Annotated in this window: 14 protein-coding genes; 4 read left to right on the forward strand and 10 right to left on the reverse strand. The window is 75.1% G+C overall.

Going from position 1 to position 15,481, the window contains the following annotated elements; translation table 11 throughout:
- Positions 1–4 precede the first annotated feature (4 nt).
- A complete protein-coding gene (locus ACQPYN_RS29795; RefSeq protein WP_433030538.1) occupies positions 5–1,318 on the forward strand; it encodes an O-acetylhomoserine aminocarboxypropyltransferase/cysteine synthase family protein in 1,314 nt (437 codons plus the stop codon).
- Positions 1,315–1,788 carry a CoA-binding protein gene (locus ACQPYN_RS29800; RefSeq protein ID WP_433030540.1) on the forward strand — a complete coding sequence of 158 codons (474 nt, stop codon included), beginning with the start codon at positions 1,315–1,317 and terminating at the stop codon, positions 1,786–1,788. The genes ACQPYN_RS29795 and ACQPYN_RS29800 overlap by 4 nt, the downstream gene beginning before the upstream one ends.
- On the opposite strand, the gene ACQPYN_RS29805 is transcribed toward ACQPYN_RS29800, so the two are convergent.
- The 9 genes from ACQPYN_RS29805 to ACQPYN_RS29845 all read right to left on the reverse strand — a co-directional run bounded on the left by ACQPYN_RS29805 (position 1,789) and on the right by ACQPYN_RS29845 (position 9,762).
- Positions 1,789–2,028: a hypothetical protein gene (locus tag ACQPYN_RS29805; RefSeq protein ID WP_433030542.1), complete on the reverse strand. Its 240-nt coding sequence runs from the start codon at positions 2,026–2,028 to the stop codon at positions 1,789–1,791. It abuts the gene before it with no gap.
- Complete coding sequence (locus ACQPYN_RS29810) at positions 1,998–3,836, reverse strand: Hsp70 family protein (RefSeq protein ID WP_433030544.1); 1,839 nt, start codon at positions 3,834–3,836, stop codon at positions 1,998–2,000. The genes ACQPYN_RS29805 and ACQPYN_RS29810 overlap by 31 nt, the downstream gene beginning before the upstream one ends.
- Entirely contained in the window at positions 3,833–4,219 is a 387-nt protein-coding gene (locus ACQPYN_RS29815; protein ID WP_433030546.1) for a hypothetical protein, read from the reverse strand. The genes ACQPYN_RS29810 and ACQPYN_RS29815 overlap by 4 nt, the downstream gene beginning before the upstream one ends.
- Positions 4,216–6,066 (reverse strand): dynamin family protein, encoded by a 1,851-nt coding sequence (locus tag ACQPYN_RS29820; RefSeq protein WP_433030548.1) that lies wholly within the window; start codon positions 6,064–6,066, stop codon positions 4,216–4,218. The genes ACQPYN_RS29815 and ACQPYN_RS29820 overlap by 4 nt, the downstream gene beginning before the upstream one ends.
- On the reverse strand, positions 6,063–6,389 hold the full coding sequence (gene grpE, locus ACQPYN_RS29825; protein WP_433030550.1) for a nucleotide exchange factor GrpE: 327 nt from the start codon (positions 6,387–6,389) through the stop codon (positions 6,063–6,065). Before grpE ends, ACQPYN_RS29820 begins: the two co-directional genes overlap by 4 nt.
- Positions 6,390–6,399: 10 nt before the next feature.
- Complete coding sequence (locus ACQPYN_RS29830; RefSeq protein ID WP_433030552.1) at positions 6,400–6,741, reverse strand: hypothetical protein; 342 nt, start codon at positions 6,739–6,741, stop codon at positions 6,400–6,402.
- A gap of 119 nt (positions 6,742–6,860) precedes the next feature.
- The gene (locus ACQPYN_RS29835) at positions 6,861–7,649 is read right to left on the reverse strand and encodes a protein kinase domain-containing protein (RefSeq protein ID WP_433030554.1); all 789 of its coding nucleotides are present in this window, start codon (positions 7,647–7,649) and stop codon (positions 6,861–6,863) included.
- Positions 7,650–7,691: 42 nt separating this feature from the next.
- Positions 7,692–9,191 carry a dynamin family protein gene (locus ACQPYN_RS29840; protein ID WP_433030556.1) on the reverse strand — a complete coding sequence of 500 codons (1,500 nt, stop codon included), beginning with the start codon at positions 9,189–9,191 and terminating at the stop codon, positions 7,692–7,694.
- Positions 9,192–9,201: 10 nt separating this feature from the next.
- Positions 9,202–9,762, reverse strand: coding sequence for an RNA polymerase sigma factor (locus ACQPYN_RS29845; protein ID WP_433030558.1), 561 nt, complete (start codon positions 9,760–9,762; stop codon positions 9,202–9,204).
- 226 nt (positions 9,763–9,988) lie between these two features.
- Between ACQPYN_RS29845 and hrpA the strand changes: the two genes are divergently transcribed.
- The gene (gene hrpA, locus ACQPYN_RS29850; RefSeq protein WP_433030560.1) at positions 9,989–14,041 is read left to right on the forward strand and encodes an ATP-dependent RNA helicase HrpA; all 4,053 of its coding nucleotides are present in this window, start codon (positions 9,989–9,991) and stop codon (positions 14,039–14,041) included.
- Positions 14,042–14,073: 32 nt separating this feature from the next.
- Here hrpA and ACQPYN_RS29855 read toward each other — a convergent pair whose 3' ends face one another.
- Positions 14,074–14,379, reverse strand: a complete 306-nt coding sequence (locus ACQPYN_RS29855; RefSeq protein ID WP_328304737.1) for a DUF3040 domain-containing protein — start codon at positions 14,377–14,379, stop codon at positions 14,074–14,076.
- 103 nt (positions 14,380–14,482) lie between these two features.
- Between ACQPYN_RS29855 and glsA the strand changes: the two genes are divergently transcribed.
- Positions 14,483–15,481 (forward strand): glutaminase A, encoded by a 999-nt coding sequence (gene glsA / locus ACQPYN_RS29860; RefSeq protein ID WP_433030562.1) that lies wholly within the window; start codon positions 14,483–14,485, stop codon positions 15,479–15,481.

Genomic DNA, 15,481 nt, shown 5'->3' on the forward strand with positions numbered 1-15,481 from the left:
CGGGGTGGCCACCGACCGTCCCTGGGGATTCCGCACGCGCGCGGTGCACGCGGGCGCCGTGCCCGACGCCGCGACCGGCGCCCGCGCCGTACCCATCTACCAGTCCACGAGCTTCGTCTTCGACGACACCGCCGACGCCGCGAACCTGTTCGCGCTGCAGAAGTACGGCAACATCTACAGCCGCATCGCGAACCCGACGGTCGCCGTGCTCGAGGAGCGCCTGGCCAGCCTCGAGGGCGCGCTCGGCGCGGTGGCCACCAGCTCGGGGCAGGCCGCGGAGTTCCTGACGTTCGCGACGCTCGCGGGCGCCGGCGACCACATCGTCGCCGCCGCCGCGCTCTACGGCGGGACGGTCACCCAGCTCGACGTGACGCTGCGCCGCTTCGGGGTCGGCACGACGTTCGTGCCCGGCGACGACCCCGACGCGTTCCGCGCGGCGATCACCGACCGCACCCGCTGCGTGTTCGCGGAGATCGTCGCGAACCCCTCCGGCGAGGTCACCGACGTCGCCGCCCTCGCCGAGGTCGCCCACGAGCGCGGCCTGCCGCTGATCATCGACGCCACGATGGCCACGCCGTACCTGTGCCGGCCCATGGAGCACGGCGCCGACATCGTCATCCACTCGGCGACGAAGTTCCTCGGCGGCCACGGCACCACCCTCGGCGGGGTGATCCTCGAGTCGGGGCGCTTCGACTGGGGCAACGGCCACTTCCCGCAGATGACCGAGCCGATCCCGTCCTACGGCGGGCTGACGTGGTGGGGCAACTTCCAGGAGTACGGCTTCCTCACCAAGATCCGTTCCGAGCAGCTGCGCGACGTCGGCGCCACCCTGAGCGCGCACTCGGCGTTCCTGCTGCTGCAGGGCATCGAGACGCTGCCCCAGCGCATGGACTGCCACGTCGCCAACGCGCAGCGGGTCGCGGAGTGGCTGGAGGCCGACGAGCGGGTGGCGTGGGTCAGCTACGCCGGTCTGCCGGGCCACCCCCACCACGCGCGGGCGAAGCACTACCTCCCGCAGGGCCCGGGCGCGGTGTTCAGCTTCGGGGTCCGCGGCTCCGACGAGGACGCCGCGCGGGCCGCCGGCCGGCGGTTCATCGAGTCGGTGCAGCTCTGCAGCCACCTCGCGAACATCGGCGACGCCCGCACGCTCGTGCTGCACCCCGCGTCGACCACCCACCAGCAGCTGACGGCCGACCAGCTGCGCGAGGGCGGCGTCCGGCCGGACCTCATCCGCATCAGCGTCGGGATCGAGGACGCCGACGACATCCTCTGGGACCTCGACCAGGCCCTGACCGAGGCCACGAAGGAGGGCGCGTGAGCACCTGGACCCCACCCACCGCCCAGGAGCGCCAGGCGATCCTGCGCCGCACCCACAGCGTCGCGATGGTCGGCGCCTCGCCGAACCCGGCGCGCGCCTCGAACTTCGTCGCGACCTACCTGCTCGGCTCCACCGGCTTCGACGTCTACTTCGTCAACCCGAACGCGAGCGAGATCCTGGGCCGCCCGGTCTACCCGTCGCTGGACGCGCTGCCGGTGACGCCCGACCTCGTCGACGTCTTCCGCCGGCCCGAGGACCTGCCCGACGTCCTCGACGCGACCATCGCCGCCGGGGCCTCGACGTTCTGGACGCAGTTCGGGCTCTACGACGAGCAGCTGGCCGAGCGCGGCGTCGAGGCCGGGCTGACCGTCGTCATGGACCGCTGCCTGAAGGTCGAGCACGCCCGCTTCCACGGCGGGCTGCACCTCGCCGGCTTCGACACCGGGGTGATCAGCGCCCGCAAGCGGTGATCAGCGCCGGGCGTGCGCCGAGCCGCCCGTGAACGACCAGGCGGCGACCACCACGGCGCCGACGGTCAGGACCATCGCGCCGGGGACGTGCACGGCGATCGGCCCGTTGCTGCCCAGGTAGGCCTGCACGAAGGTCAGCGCGAACACCACGAGCGCGAGCACCGCGGGCCACAGCGCCGCCCCGCCGCGCCACGCCAGCACCGCGACGATCATGGTGAGCCCGGACAGGACGTGCAGCACGACGGCCCCGGTGGCGTGGGCGTCCGCGGACTGGGACCCCTCCACCAACGGGCCGGCGGTGACGAACTGCCACAGCAGCGCCAGGACCGTGAGCGACGCGACGACGCGCAGCGCGGTGAGCAGGGCGGGCGTCGTGGCACGGCCGGTCGCGGTGTGGGACATGCGTTCCTCCGTGGTGGTCGGGGTGCGCCTACTCGACCACGTGGGGCGCGCTCGCGCTCACCACGCGGCCAGACGCTCCGCGACACCGTCCAGGCGGGTGAGGCACTGGCCCAGCGCGCCGAGCTCACCGCGTCCCTCGCGCAGGACCTGCAGCGCGATCTCGGGCGGCAGACCCGGGAAGGGGCTGAAGCGCGTGCCGATCGCAACGCCGAGACCGTCGAGGGCGACCAGGAGCGGCCGGCGCGCGGCGGCCGCGGTCTGGCCCGCCCGGACCGTCGGGGCCGACGCGCCGACGAGGTCGGCCACCCCGGCCGCCTCGGCGATCGCCGCGATCTCCCGGGCGATCTCGCGCGCGGCGGCGTCGTCGGGGGCGGTGCCGGCGGGGCCGCGTGCCGGCCGCCCTCGGTCGGTCCGCTCGCGGGGCGCCGGACCTTGGCGGTGGCCTCGGCCGGCGCGGGCGGGACCGGGAAGCCCGACGGGGTCAGCGGCGGGGTCGGCGGGGCGGGCGGCTGGGCGGGCCGGTGCGGGCGGTGCGACGGGAGCCGGACGTGCATCGTCGCGCTCACCGACCCCGGGACGGTGGCGAGCGCTCCCAGCGCGACGACGGCCTTGGGGTCGTCGCGCATGCCGGGGACGTGCCCGAGCAGGTCGGCCAGCAGCGCGCTGATCCGCGGGGTCCGGCTCGTGCTGCCGGTGAGGTAGACGTCGACGAGCGCGTCCGGCGTGGTGCCGGCGCGGGCGATCGTGTCGGTCAGCTCCTCGACGCTGCGCGCGAGCAGGGGCTCGACGGCGCGCTCGTACTCGCGGCGCGTCACGCGGATCTCGTCGTCGTAGCCCGGCACCCACAGATTGACCGCGGGCAGCCGCGAGAGCGCCTCCTTGGCCTGGGTGACGTCGCGGCGCAGGAGCGTGCGGTGCCGCTCGGCGACCCGGCCGGTGGCCTCCCACAGCTCGTTCCAGGCGTCGGGGTCGAGCGCCTCGGCGTGCTCGGCGAGGATCTCCATGAACGTGGCGTCGAGGTCCTCCCCGCCCAGCGCGACGTCCCCGCCCGGCGAGCCGGCCAGCTCGAAGCCGTCGCGACGACGGCGCAGGACGGCGGTGTCGAAGGTGCCGCCGCCGAAGTCGTAGACGCCGATCATTCCGCCGTCGGGCACCGGGTCGCCGCTGCGGACGTAGTGGTGCGCGGCCGCCACGGGTTCCGCGACGAGGTCGGGCTCGCCGAGCCCCGCGCGCTCCGCGGCCTCGGTGAGCCGGCGCAGCTCCGGGCCGCCGGCCTGCCAGCGCGCCGGGTGGGTCAGCAGGACGCGCCCGGGCCGCCGGCCGGAGAACCGGCGCGTCGCCTCGCCCGCGACCCGGGCCAGGACGGCCGCGACGAGGTCGACGGTGGCGATCGTGCGCCCGCCCAGCAGCACCTGCTCGGAGGCGACCAGCGCCCGCTTGGGCACGCGCTCGGTGCGCTCCGGGGCCATCACGGCCTCGTTGACCGCGTCGCGGCCGACCAGGATCGTGCCGTCCTCGTCGACGCACACCAGCGACGGGACGTACTTCGAGCCGTCGATCTCGAGGACCTCGGTGCGCCCGTCGGCGAGCGTCGCCGTGGTGGTGAACGAGGTCCCGAAGTCGATCGCGAGATCCCAGCCCTTCACGCCCAGCCGCCGTCCCAGCCGCCGTCGTCGTGCGGTGCGGGGTCGTGGGCCGCCGGGTCGTCCCCGGCATCGCCGGCGTCGTGCGCGGCGTGCTCGTCCACCACGTCGGCGGCGGGGTCGTCGGCCGGGTCCTCGACGGGTTCGGTGGTGGCGGTGGCCTCGACCTCCCCGTCCTCGGGCACGTCGCCCACCACGACGGCGAGCATGTGCTCCCACACGGAGTCGGGCAGCTCGGCGTCGTCGACCGCGAGCGACGTGGTCAGCAGGCTGTGGTCGTCGGACGAGAGCACGGTGTCCGGGTCGGTGTCGGGGTAGCGCGACATGTCCAGCCACACGCCCGGACCCCCGGCGTCCTGCTGGCCTCCCTCCTGCGACGCGGTCACGACGACTCCTCTCGGTCGGCGGGCAGCCGCGTCGCGAGCTGCTCGGCGGTCTCCCTCAGTGCGTTGCGGCGGCGCAGGCGGGCCTCGACCTCGGCCTTGCGGCGGACCACGGCGCTCTTCTCGCTCGCCAGGTTCTTCTCGTGCTCGGCGAGGCTCACGGTGAGCCGTTCCTTCTCGGCGGTCAGCGCCTCGGTGATCTGGCGCCCCAGCACCTCGCGGGCCCCGGCCACCGCCTGCGAGACCACCGGCGGGATCTCGTTGTTCAGCCGGGTGGCGACCTCGCCGAGGTAGCGACGGGCGTCCTCGCGGCTGCGGGCGCCGCGCTCCTTGCTCCAGCGTCGCCAGCTGAAGAAGCCGACCGCGCCGACCCCGGCCAGGATGCCGATCGGCGGCGCGACCACGAGGGCCACGAGGTGCCCGAGACCCATGCCGAGGCCCGCGGCCATGATCCCCTGCTCGGCGAAGCTCGTGCTGCCCGCACCGCGGGCGGCCTCGGGCAGCTGGGCGAGGCGCTCGGGGGCGTCCGGCACCACCCCGGCCAGGTCGAGCTCGACGCCCTCGAGGTCGGCGAGCAGGGCCTGCCCGAGCGCGGTGAGCTCGCGGCGCAGCAGCGTGTCGAGCTCGATCCACAGCGCCTGCGCGCGAGGCGGCAGGTCGGTGCCGACCTCGTCGAAGATCTTGTTGTTACCGACGGCGATGCGGTCGCCGACCTCCTTGCGCAGGTCCTCGAGACGCCGGTTGAGCTCGGTGCGCATCCGCTGCTCGAGGCGGGCGGAGCGCTCCGCGAGCGTCTGGCGCCACGTCGCGTTCTGCCCCTGCAGCGCCGTGAGCGCCGCCTTCTCGCGCTTCACCAGCTCGGCGAACTCCGGGCTCGGCGAGAGCGAGAGCGCCCGCCGGACCTGCAGGGCGGACAGGCGCTTCACCGTCGCCGTCGCCTGGTGCAGCAGGTTCGCGAGCCGCAGGCCGTCGGCGCCCTCGGCGAGGCCGGCGAGGTGCGCCGAGAGCGGGTCGATCCCGCTCGCGGCCCGCTCCTCGGCGGCCTCCTCGGGCTCGCCGTCGGCCTCGGCGGCGAGGGCGTCGGCGACGGCGCGGCTCGAGACCCCGAACCACGGGGCGTTGGCGTAGCGGGGCGCGTGGTGGGCGATGAGCTCGATGTCCCGGGCGCGCACCGCCTCCCAGGACGGGAACTGGTCGATCTTGGTGATGGCGAAGACGACCGTGGCGATGCGCTCGGTGGCGCGCTCGAGGAAGGCGAGCTCGGAGGCGGTGATCTCGCTCGAACCGTCGAGGACGAACACCAGCGCGTCGGCGCGGTTCAGCGTCGCGAGGGTCAGCGCGGCGTGGCCGGCGACGAGGCCGCCGACCCCGGGGGTGTCGATGAGCTCGAGGCCGCCCTCGAGCAGCGGGGCGGGCACGCGGACCTGGACCTGGCTGACGTCCTCGTGCTCCGGGGCGCGGGCCCCGGGGTCGAGCGCGGCGTACTCGGCGATCGCGTCGAGCCCCACCTCGCGGCCCTCGGGGCCGCCGCCGAGCACGACGGTCGCGCCGTCCGGACCGTGGCTCACGACGATGTGCACGCAGGTGGCGACGTCGGCGTCGACGGGCAGCAGGCCCGGGCGCCCGATCAGCGCGTTGATGAGCGAGCTCTTGCCGCGCTTCTTCTCCCCGACGACGACCACCGCGGCGTTCCCGGCCTGCACGCGGGCGACGTCGGCGTCGAGCGCCTCGGCGGCGCCGGCCTCGTCGTCCTCGACCGCGGTCGCGCGGACGTCGGCCACCAGCGCGAGGACCTCGTCGGTCAGCGGGTGGCGGCCCCGCGTCGTCGTCGCGGGCGGCTGGAGGGTCATCGGTGCTCTCCGGAGCTGGTCTCCCAGGCGTACACCACGACCTCCGGGCGGCGCAGGACGCTGCCGTGGTCGAGGTAGCCGGTGCGGGCGGTGCTCGCGACCGTGCGGTCGCGGGCCGGGTCGGTGGTGGTTTCGCGGCCGACGGCGTCGTGGTGCGCCCCGTCGAAGGGCGCGCCGTCGGGTTCGAGAGGGGTGATCCCCACGTCGGCGAGGCCGCGGTGCAGCCGGTCCCGGAGCCCGGGGCCGGCGGAGCGCAGCCGGTCGGCGAGGTCGAGGCAGAGCAGGACCAGCGCCGCGCGTTCCTCGTCGAGGGTCACCGTCATGGTGCGCTGCTCAGAAGCCGGCGGGGTCGTGGGCGGTGGTGTCGGCCGTGCCGTCGCGGTCGGTGTCGACCGCCGCGGTGTCGAAGTCGCCGTCGCCGTCGGTGTCCACGACCATCGTGTCGTAGTAGCCGTCGCCGTCGGTGTCCACGACGCCGGTCTCGAACGTCCCGTTGTGGTCGGTGTCGGTGACCGTCGTGTCGAGGACGCCGTTGCCGTCGGTGTCGCTCGAGACCGCGTCGACGTTGCCCGCGGCGTCGGTCTCGTAGGTGCCGATCATGGTGCCGGAGGCGTCGTACACGCCGCCGTCGGCGCTGAAGTACATGTCGCCGGAGGCCCCGGTCGTCCCGCTCATCGTGTCCGCCCTCGCCTCGAGGCCCACCGCCGTGGCGGACCGCTCGTGCCTGTGACGGTGCGGGCCCACCCGGATGTTCCGGCGGCGGGCGACTTTCTCCGAGCCTTTCTCCGGGATTCCTACCCGAGCGCGGACCGGGCCGCGGCGGCGAGCGTGCCCACGGTGGCCGTGCGCTCGCCCGGCGTCTTGGCCAGCGCGCCCGCGATGACCGCGTCGAACCCGGCCGGGACGCCCGTGCGCTGCTCCGACGGCCGCGGGATCGGGCTCTCCAGGTGCCCCCGCATCCGCTCGGGCAGGCTCCGGCCGGGGTAGGGCCGCGCGCCGGTGAGGCAGGTGAAGAGCACGCAGCCGAGGGCGTAGACGTCCTCGCGGTGGTCGGTGGCGCCGCCGCGGAAGCGCTCGGGCGCCGTGTGGTCCAGCGAGAGGCCGTTGCGGGACACGAGCCCGAAGTCGCCGACGCGGACCTCGGCCGCGGAGGCGTCGGTGAACAGCACGTTCGACGGCTTGACGTTGCGGTGCGCGAGCCCGCGCGCGTGGGCGGCGGCCAGCGCGGCCGCGACCTGCTCGACGACGGCCACCGCCCGCTCCGGTGTGAGGACCTCCTCGCGGGCCAGCACCGCGGCCAGGTCCGGGCCGGCGAGCAGGGGTCGCGACGAAGAGACGCCCGCCCGCCTCGCCGTGGTCGAGCACCGGCAGGACGTGGGGCTCGCGCAGCGTCCGGACGGTGCCGCAGGCCCGGTCGAAGCGGGCGCGGAACTCCCGCTCGGCGGTGTCGGGCGCGAGGAGCTTGAGGGCGACGACGCGGTCGCGGGCGGTGTCGTGCGCGCGCACCACCTCGCCGGAACGGCCCCGGTGCACGACGTCGGACAGCACGTAGGGCCCGAGGGTGGACCGCGGAGGACCGGCACGCGGCGGCACGCCCACGCCGACCTCCTCCCGCGACCCGGCGGTCACCGGCTCTCCGATCGAGCCTGCCAGGTCGGCGCGGGGGATGGGCCGGCGAACAGGATGTGCTCGCACATCTCGCGCGCGGTGCGGACGTGGCGCTGCAGCACCCGCGACGGGCGGGCCTCGAGCGCGCGCCACGCCGGGATCTGGGCGGTGGCCGCGGCGACCACGGCCTCGCGGTCGGCGCCGGGGTCGAGCCCGAGGCGCCGGGCGTCGTCGCTGCCGGTGGCGAGGTCGCGCAGGCGGGCGACGTGCTCGTCGGCGAGACGCATCCGCCCGGCCTCGAGGTCGACGAGCGCCGCGGCCAGGTCCACCTGGCGCAGGGCGGGCTCGAGGCGCAGCCGGTCGAGCTCCGACTGGAGGGAGAGCAGGCTGCGGCGGTCGACCTCGTCGGTGGCGTCCCACCCGAGGTGCTCGAGGGCCGCGATGCCCGCGCTCGCGCGCAGCCGGTCGGCACCGGCGACGAACACGGTGTCGATGCGCTCGAGCACGGTCTCGATCCCCGAGCGCCGTGCGAACCCCTCGAGCAGCGCCGGCGTCGCGCGCCGGCCCTCGTCGAGCAGCTCGAGGCCGACCCGGATGCCGTGCAGGCCGAGCAGCTCGAGGAGCCGCTCGCGGTCCCCGACGTCCACCGGGGCGTCGTCCCAGCCGCGGAAGCGCTGCACCGTGCGCAGCGCGCGGGTGGTCCGCCCGCGGTCGCCGTCGGCGAGGGCCCGCAGGAGCCGGGCGTCGGCCTCGCCGAAGTCCGGCCCGCGGGCGGTCTCGGCCAGCAGGCCGGCCACGGGGACGACGTCGGAGAGCACGGCGCGGAGCTCGCGGGCGTAGCGCTGCGCCACCCGGTGGGCGGTCGGCCAGGGGTCGTCCTCGCCGGACAGGGTGTCGATGCGGCTGAGGACGCCGATCATGTTCGCCGCGCCGAGGCGCAGGCCGCCGGTCCAGCCGCGCACCGCGTCGATCGCCTCGACGTCGCGCTCACCGGGATGCGGCATGAGGTAGACGACGGCGTCGGCGTCGCCGAGGGCGCCCAGCGAGTCCGGGTCGAGCCGGCTCAGCGAGTCGGTGCCCGGGGTGTCGACGATCGTGTGGCGGCTCAGCGCGTCGTTGGGCGTCTCGACGGTGAGGTGGGCGATCTCCCCGGCCGTCACGCCGGTGACCGTCGCCCCCAGGCCACCGCTCGGGGCGAGCGGCAGCACCCGGTCGGTGCCGTCGCGGCCGTGCACGCGCAGGCGCGCCTGGTGCGAGTGCCGGAACCACGTGACGAGCCGCGTCGTCTCGGTGGCGCCGGTGGCCGCGAGCCGCTCCTGGAGCAGGGCGTTGACCAGCGTCGACTTCCCCGCGTTCATCCGGCCGCCGACGGCCACGCGGATGCTCGGCTCCCCGAGGCGCGCCACCAGCCCGTCGAGGCGGTCGCGCAGCTCCGGGGTGCGCAGCTGGTCGCGGGTGCGGGTGCAGACCGCGATGAGGCGGGAGGTGACCGGGCCGACCGGCCCTGACTCGGTCATGGAGTCCCCGTCATGCGGTCCGGGCGGCGGGACGGTCGGTGAGCAGCTCGACGAGGGCCTGGCGACCGCGGGACAGCTGGGACTTGACGGTGTCGATCGGGATCTCGCGCAGCTCCGCGATCTCGGCGTAGGTGAGGTCGCACAGCTCGCGGAGCACCACGACGGCACGGTACTGCGGGGGCAGCTGGGCCAGGGCGCGGTCGACGTCCATCCGGGCGACGACGGCGCCGTCGGCGCCCCGGTGCGGCGTCGGCTCGGGCATCGACTCGGCCTCGGTCGGCTCGGGGGTGCGCTTGCGCCGGCGGACCTCGTCGATCGCGGCGTTCGTGGCCACCCGGTAGAGCCAGGTGCCGACCGCGGAGCGGCCGTCGAACTCGCCGAGGCGCTTCCAGGCCAGGAGCATCGTCTCTTGCAGCGCCTCCTGGGCGTCCTGGTCGTGGCAGGTGACGCGCCGGCAGACCGCGTACAGCCGGGGCCGGTGACGGGTCATGAGCTCGGCGAACGCGGCCTGGTCGCCGCCCGCGGCGAGCACCACCAGCTCGGTGTCCGCCCGCCCGTCCGACACGCTCACCGACCCCTCCCGCCTGGTCACCATCGGTGACCACGTCGTCGTGCTCCCGGCGCCAGACGTTACTTTCCGTCGACTACGCCTGCCATCTCGATCACTCGAACAGCGTAATGGCGGTTTCGGTGCGTGACCAGAAGGGTCGGGAACACCGGCGCGGCCCCGCGCGCTGACAATGGGGACAGGGCCGTCTCGTGCCCGCACCCCCACCGCCCGCAGGAGGAGTCCCGCCGTGCCCGCCGCGACCGACAGGCAGATCGACGTCGGCGGCGACCTCGCCGCGCGCGTCGCCGCCCTCGGTACCGCGGACGCCCACCGGCTGCGGCGCCGCCTCCAGGGCGCCGGCCGGATCGCCGACGACGAGCGCCGCGAGAACACGCTGGCGACCATCGGCCGCGACGTCACCGCCGCCGAGGCGCGCCTCGAGCGCCGTCGCGCGTCGGTGCCCGCCGTCTCGTACCCGGACGAGCTGCCGATCAGCGGGCGTGTCGACGACATCCGCGCGGCGCTGGAGACCCACCAGGTGGTCGTCGTGGCCGGCGAGACCGGGTCGGGCAAGACCACGCAGCTGCCGAAGATGGCGCTCGAGATGGGCCGCGGCGTGCTCGGCACGATCGGCCACACCCAGCCGCGGCGGATCGCGGCGCGCACGGTGGCCGAGCGCGTCGCCGAGGAGCTCGGCACCACCGGCACCGACACCGTCGGCTACCAGGTCCGCTTCACCAGCCGCGCGAGCGAGGACACCCTCGTCAAGCTCATGACCGACGGCATCCTGCTCGCCGAGATCCAGCAGGACCGGATGCTGCGCCGGTACGACACGCTGATCATCGACGAGGCCCACGAGCGCAGCCTCAACATCGACTTCCTGCTCGGCTACCTCGCCCAGCTGCTCCCGCGCCGCCCGGACCTCAAGGTCGTCATCACCTCGGCGACGATCGACCCGGAGCGCTTCTCGCGCCACTTCGGCGACGCCCCGATCATCGAGGTCTCCGGGCGCACCTACCCCGTCGAGGTCCGGTACCGGCCCCTGGTGGACCCGGACGATCCCGCGGGCGACCAGCGCGACCAGGTCGACGGCATCGTGGACGCGGTCGACGAGCTGCGCCGCGAGGGGCCGTCGGGTGATGTGCTCGTCTTCCTCTCCGGCGAACGGGAGATCCGCGACGCCGCCGACGCCCTGCGCGAGCACGCCGCGCAGGCCCACATCGAGGACCTCGACGTCCTCCCCCTCTACGCGCGCCTGTCCTCCGCCGAGCAGCACCGCGTCTTCGAGCCCTCGTCGGGCGGCCGACGACGTGTCGTGCTCGCGACGAACGTCGCCGAGACCTCGCTGACGGTGCCGGGCATCCGCTACGTCGTCGATCCCGGCCTCGCGCGCATCTCGCGGTACTCGCGGCGGACGAAGGTGCAGCGGCTGCCGATCGAGCCGATCTCGCAGGCCTCGGCCACCCAGCGGGCCGGGCGCTGCGGGCGCGTCGCCGACGGCATCTGCATCCGGCTCTACGCCGAGGACGACTTCGACGCGCGCCCGGAGTTCACCGACCCGGAGATCCAGCGCACCAACCTCGCGTCGGTGATCCTGCAGATGGCCGGCGCGAAGCTCGGGCCGGTCGAGGAGTTCCCGTTCGTCGACCCGCCCGAGCGGCTCGCGGTGCGTGACGGCGTGCGGCTGTTGACCGAGCTCGGGGCGCTCGCCGGGGCGAGCGGAGCGACGGGAAAGGATGGGCTCGGGGACCCGACCCGGCTGTCGGAGACCGGGCGCCGGCTGGCGCGCCTGCCCGTCGACCCCCGCATCGGGCGCATGGTGCTCGAGGCGGACAAGCTGGGCTGCCTGCATGAGGTCACGGTCATCGCCGCCGGTCTCTCGGCGCAGGATCCGCGGGAGCGGCCTTCGCCGGGAAGCTCCCCCGAAGGAAGTACGGCAGCGGCCGACGCCGCGCACGCCCGGTTCACCGACCCGCGCTCGGACTTCCTGTCCTGGGTGCACCTGTGGGAGCACGTGCGCTCGGGGCGCCGTGAGCTGTCGTCGAACCAGTTCCGCAAGCGCTGCGGGGCCGAGTTCCTCAACTTCCTGCGCATCCGCGAGTGGCAGGACCTCGCGGCGCAGATCCGCCAGCTCGGCGACGAGCTGGGGCTCACCCGCAACGAGCCGGGCGCCGAGCTGACCAAGGACGTCGCGGACCGCGTCCACCAGGCCCTGCTCACCGGGCTGCTCTCCCAGATCGGCCTGGCGCAGGAGCCGCCGAAGGACCCGAAGACCGGGAAGCCGCGGCGTCGGGCGCTCATCGAGTACGAGGGCTCGCGCGGCGCCCGTTTCGCGATCTGGCCGGGATCGACCGTCGCGAAGCGCCCGCCGACGATGGTCATGGCCGCCGAGCTGGTGGAGACCTCCCGGCTGTGGGCGCGCACGGTGGCGGGCGTGGACCCGGCGTGGGTCGAGGCCGCGGCGGGCGACCTCGTCACCCGCACGTACTCCGAGCCGCGCTGGTCGAAGCGACGCGGCAGCGCCGTGGCCACCGAGCGCGTCACGCTGTTCGGTGTCCCGCTCGCCATGGACCGCACCGTCGACTACGGGCGCATCGATCCCGAGGTGGCCCGCGAGCTCCTCGTGCGCCACGCGCTGGTCGAGGGCGACTGGAACACCCGGCACGCGTTCGTCACGCGCAACCGCGAGCGCCTCGAGCAGGTCGCCGAGATGGAGCGCCGCGCCCGCCGCGAGCTGGTGGTCGACGACGACACGATCTACGCGTTCTACGACGCGCGCGTGCCCGCCGACGTCGTCTCGGTGCGGCACTTCGACCGCTGGTGGCAGAAGGCCGCCCGCCGCGAGCCACACCTGCTCGACCTCGACGAGGCGACGCTGCTCGCCGGCGAGGCCCCCAGCACCGAGCAGTACCCCGACACCTGGAACGCGGGCGGGCTGACCCTGCCGCTGTCCTACGCCTTCGAGCCCGGCGCCGAGACCGACGGCGTCACCGTCAGCGTGCCGCTCGCGGTGCTCGGGCAGGTCCGTGCCGAGGACCTCGCGTGGCAGGTCCCGGGCCTGCGCGACGAGATGCTCACCTCGCTGGTGCGCTCGCTGCCCAAGAACCTGCGCCGCTCGCTGGTGCCCGCGCCGGACACCGCCCGAGCGCTCGCGGCCCGGCTGGCCCACGACGGCCGGCCCGCCGCCGACGAGCCCCTGCTGCCCGCCCTGTCCGACGCGGTCCGCCGGCTCTCGGGCCTCACCATCCCCACCGACGCGTGGAACGTCGCGGGGCTCCCGTCGCACCTGCGGCTGACGTTCCGGGTGGTCGGCGACGACGGCGCGATCGTGGACGAGGGCCCCGACCTGGGCGCGCTGCGCCGCCGGCACGCCGCGCAGACACGCGCCGCCGTCGCCGCGGTCGCCGACGGGGTCGAGCGCCGCGGGGTCACCTCGTTCGCCGAGATCGGGACGCTGCCCCGCACCCGCGAGCAGCAGCGCCCCGGCGGGACGGTCACCGCGCACCTCGCCCTGGTCGATCGCGGCGACGCGGTGGACGTGCGGGTGTTCGACTCGGCGCTCGAGGCGCGCGACGCGATGCGCGCCGGCACCCGGCGGCTGCTGCGGCTCGCGCTGTCCTCACCGGCGAAGTCGCTGGTGCGCTCGCTCGACAACACCGCGGTGCTGCGCCTGCGGGGCGCGATGGCCACCGGCGGCTACCGGGACGTCGCGGCCCTGGCCGAGGACTGCGTGGACGCGGCGATCGACGCCCTCGTCGCCACGGGCGGCGGGCCGGCGTGGGACCCCGAGGCGTTCGAGGCCCTGCGGGCCCACGTCGCCGCGCGGCTGCCGGCCGCGGCGGCCGAGGTGCTCTCGCGGGCGGAGTCCGTGCTCGGCGAGGCCGGGCCGGTGGAGCTGGCGATCGACCAGCTCGGCGCCCGGTCGGTCGGGCACGCCCTCGACGACGTGCGCGAGCAGCTGCGGACCCTGGTGGGCGACCGTTTCGTCGCGCGCACGCCGGTGGCGCGCCTGCCCGACGTCGTGCGCTACCTCCGCGCCGCGCGCCGGCGCCTCGAGAAGCTCCCGACCGCCCCGCGACGGGACGCCGAGGCCACCGAGGAGATCCACCGCGCCGAAGGGGCCTACCGCGCCCAGCGGGCCCGCGCCGCCGCCGAGCCGCGCACCTTCGACCGCGACGCCTACGACGCGATCGGCTGGATGCTCCAGGAGCTGCGGGTGAGCCTGTTCGCCCAGGACGTCGGCACCGCGGGCCCGGTCTCCGAGCAGCGCATCACGAAGGCGCTGGCCAAGCTCACGTGAGCGAAGTTCCCGGCTATAGCCGGGAACTTCGCTCACATGGGGGGTCGGTCGCCCTGACCCAGGGCCCAGGCGATGAGGGCCACGGGCACGACGACGATCACGAGCGTCGCGACGCCCGCCAGCACCCAGGGTCCGGGCACGAGCAGCAAGGCGACGCCGATCACCGCGAGCGCCGCGGCCACCAGCCACGGCACGCGGCCGCCGCGTCTCCGGGGCCGCGCGCCCAGGCGCTCGGCGAAGGCGGGATCGGCGGCCGACTCGTGCGCGGCGAGCTGCGCCAGGGCCTGCCGCTCGCGGTCGGTGAGCGGGCCGGGACGGGGCTCGGGCAGGCGTTCCATGGCGGACCTCGGTGCGGGACGACGTCGGTGTCGAACGCCACTGAGCATGCCCCGGATCCCCCCGCAGCGCACCCACCTGCTGGGAGGGAGGATGCGGACCGTGGTGAGTGATGCCGAGGAGGCGCTGGTCCAGGAGCAGCTGGAGCAGCTGCACGATCACCACTCCGAGGCGCACGAGGACGACATCGTCTCGATCGCCCTCCCCGCCGCCGACGGCGAGGAGGACATCTTCGGGCTCGCCGGGACGGCGGTCGACGGCACGCAGTGGACCGTCGGCGACTGCGAGCACCGGTTCGCGCTCCAGTCGATCTCGAAGATCGTGACCTACGCGCTCGCCCTCGAGGACAACGGCCGCGAGGCCACCCTGCGCCACGTCGGCGTCGAGCCCTCGGGCGACCCGTTCAACTCCATCACCTTCGACGACGAGCACCAACGCCCGCACAACCCGATGATCAACGCGGGCGCGCTCGTCGCGGCCTACCTCGTCGCGGGCGATTCGCCCGAGGAGAAGGTCGCGCGGATCCTGGACCGGCTGCGGGTGTTCACCGGCGTCCCGGACCTCGTGGTGGACGGCGACCTGCTCGCCGACCAGCTCGTCTCCGCCGACCGCAACCTCGCGATCAGCTACCTCATGCGCTCGCTGGGGATGATCTCCGGCGGCATCGAGGACAACCTCGCGGTGTACCTGTCGATGTGCTCGGTCCGGGTCACCACCAGCGAGCTCTCGGCCCTCGGCGCGACGCTCGCGAACGGCGGGGTCAACCCGCTGACCGGCGAGCGCGCACTCGACACCCGCCACGTCCGCGACGTCGTCAGCGTGATGATGACCTGCGGGATGTACGACGCCACCGGCGAGTGGGCCACCGACGTCGGCATCCCGGCGAAGAGCGGGGTCTCGGGCGGGATCGTCGCGGTGATGCCAGGACGCCTGGGGCTCGCGACGTACTCGCCCGGCCTCGACGAGCACGGCAACTCCGTGCGCGGCCAGGCGGTGTTCCGGGAGCTGTCCGAGCGCTACGGGCTGCACATGTTCTCGTCGCCCGACCAGACCCGCTTCGGGCGCCTGCGCCGCACCGGAGGGCCGCGGCTGACCCGGGTCTGA

The organism is Actinomycetospora sp. CA-053990, assembly GCF_050948445.1.
GTDB classification, from domain to species: Bacteria; Actinomycetota; Actinomycetes; order Mycobacteriales; family Pseudonocardiaceae; genus Actinomycetospora; species Actinomycetospora callitridis.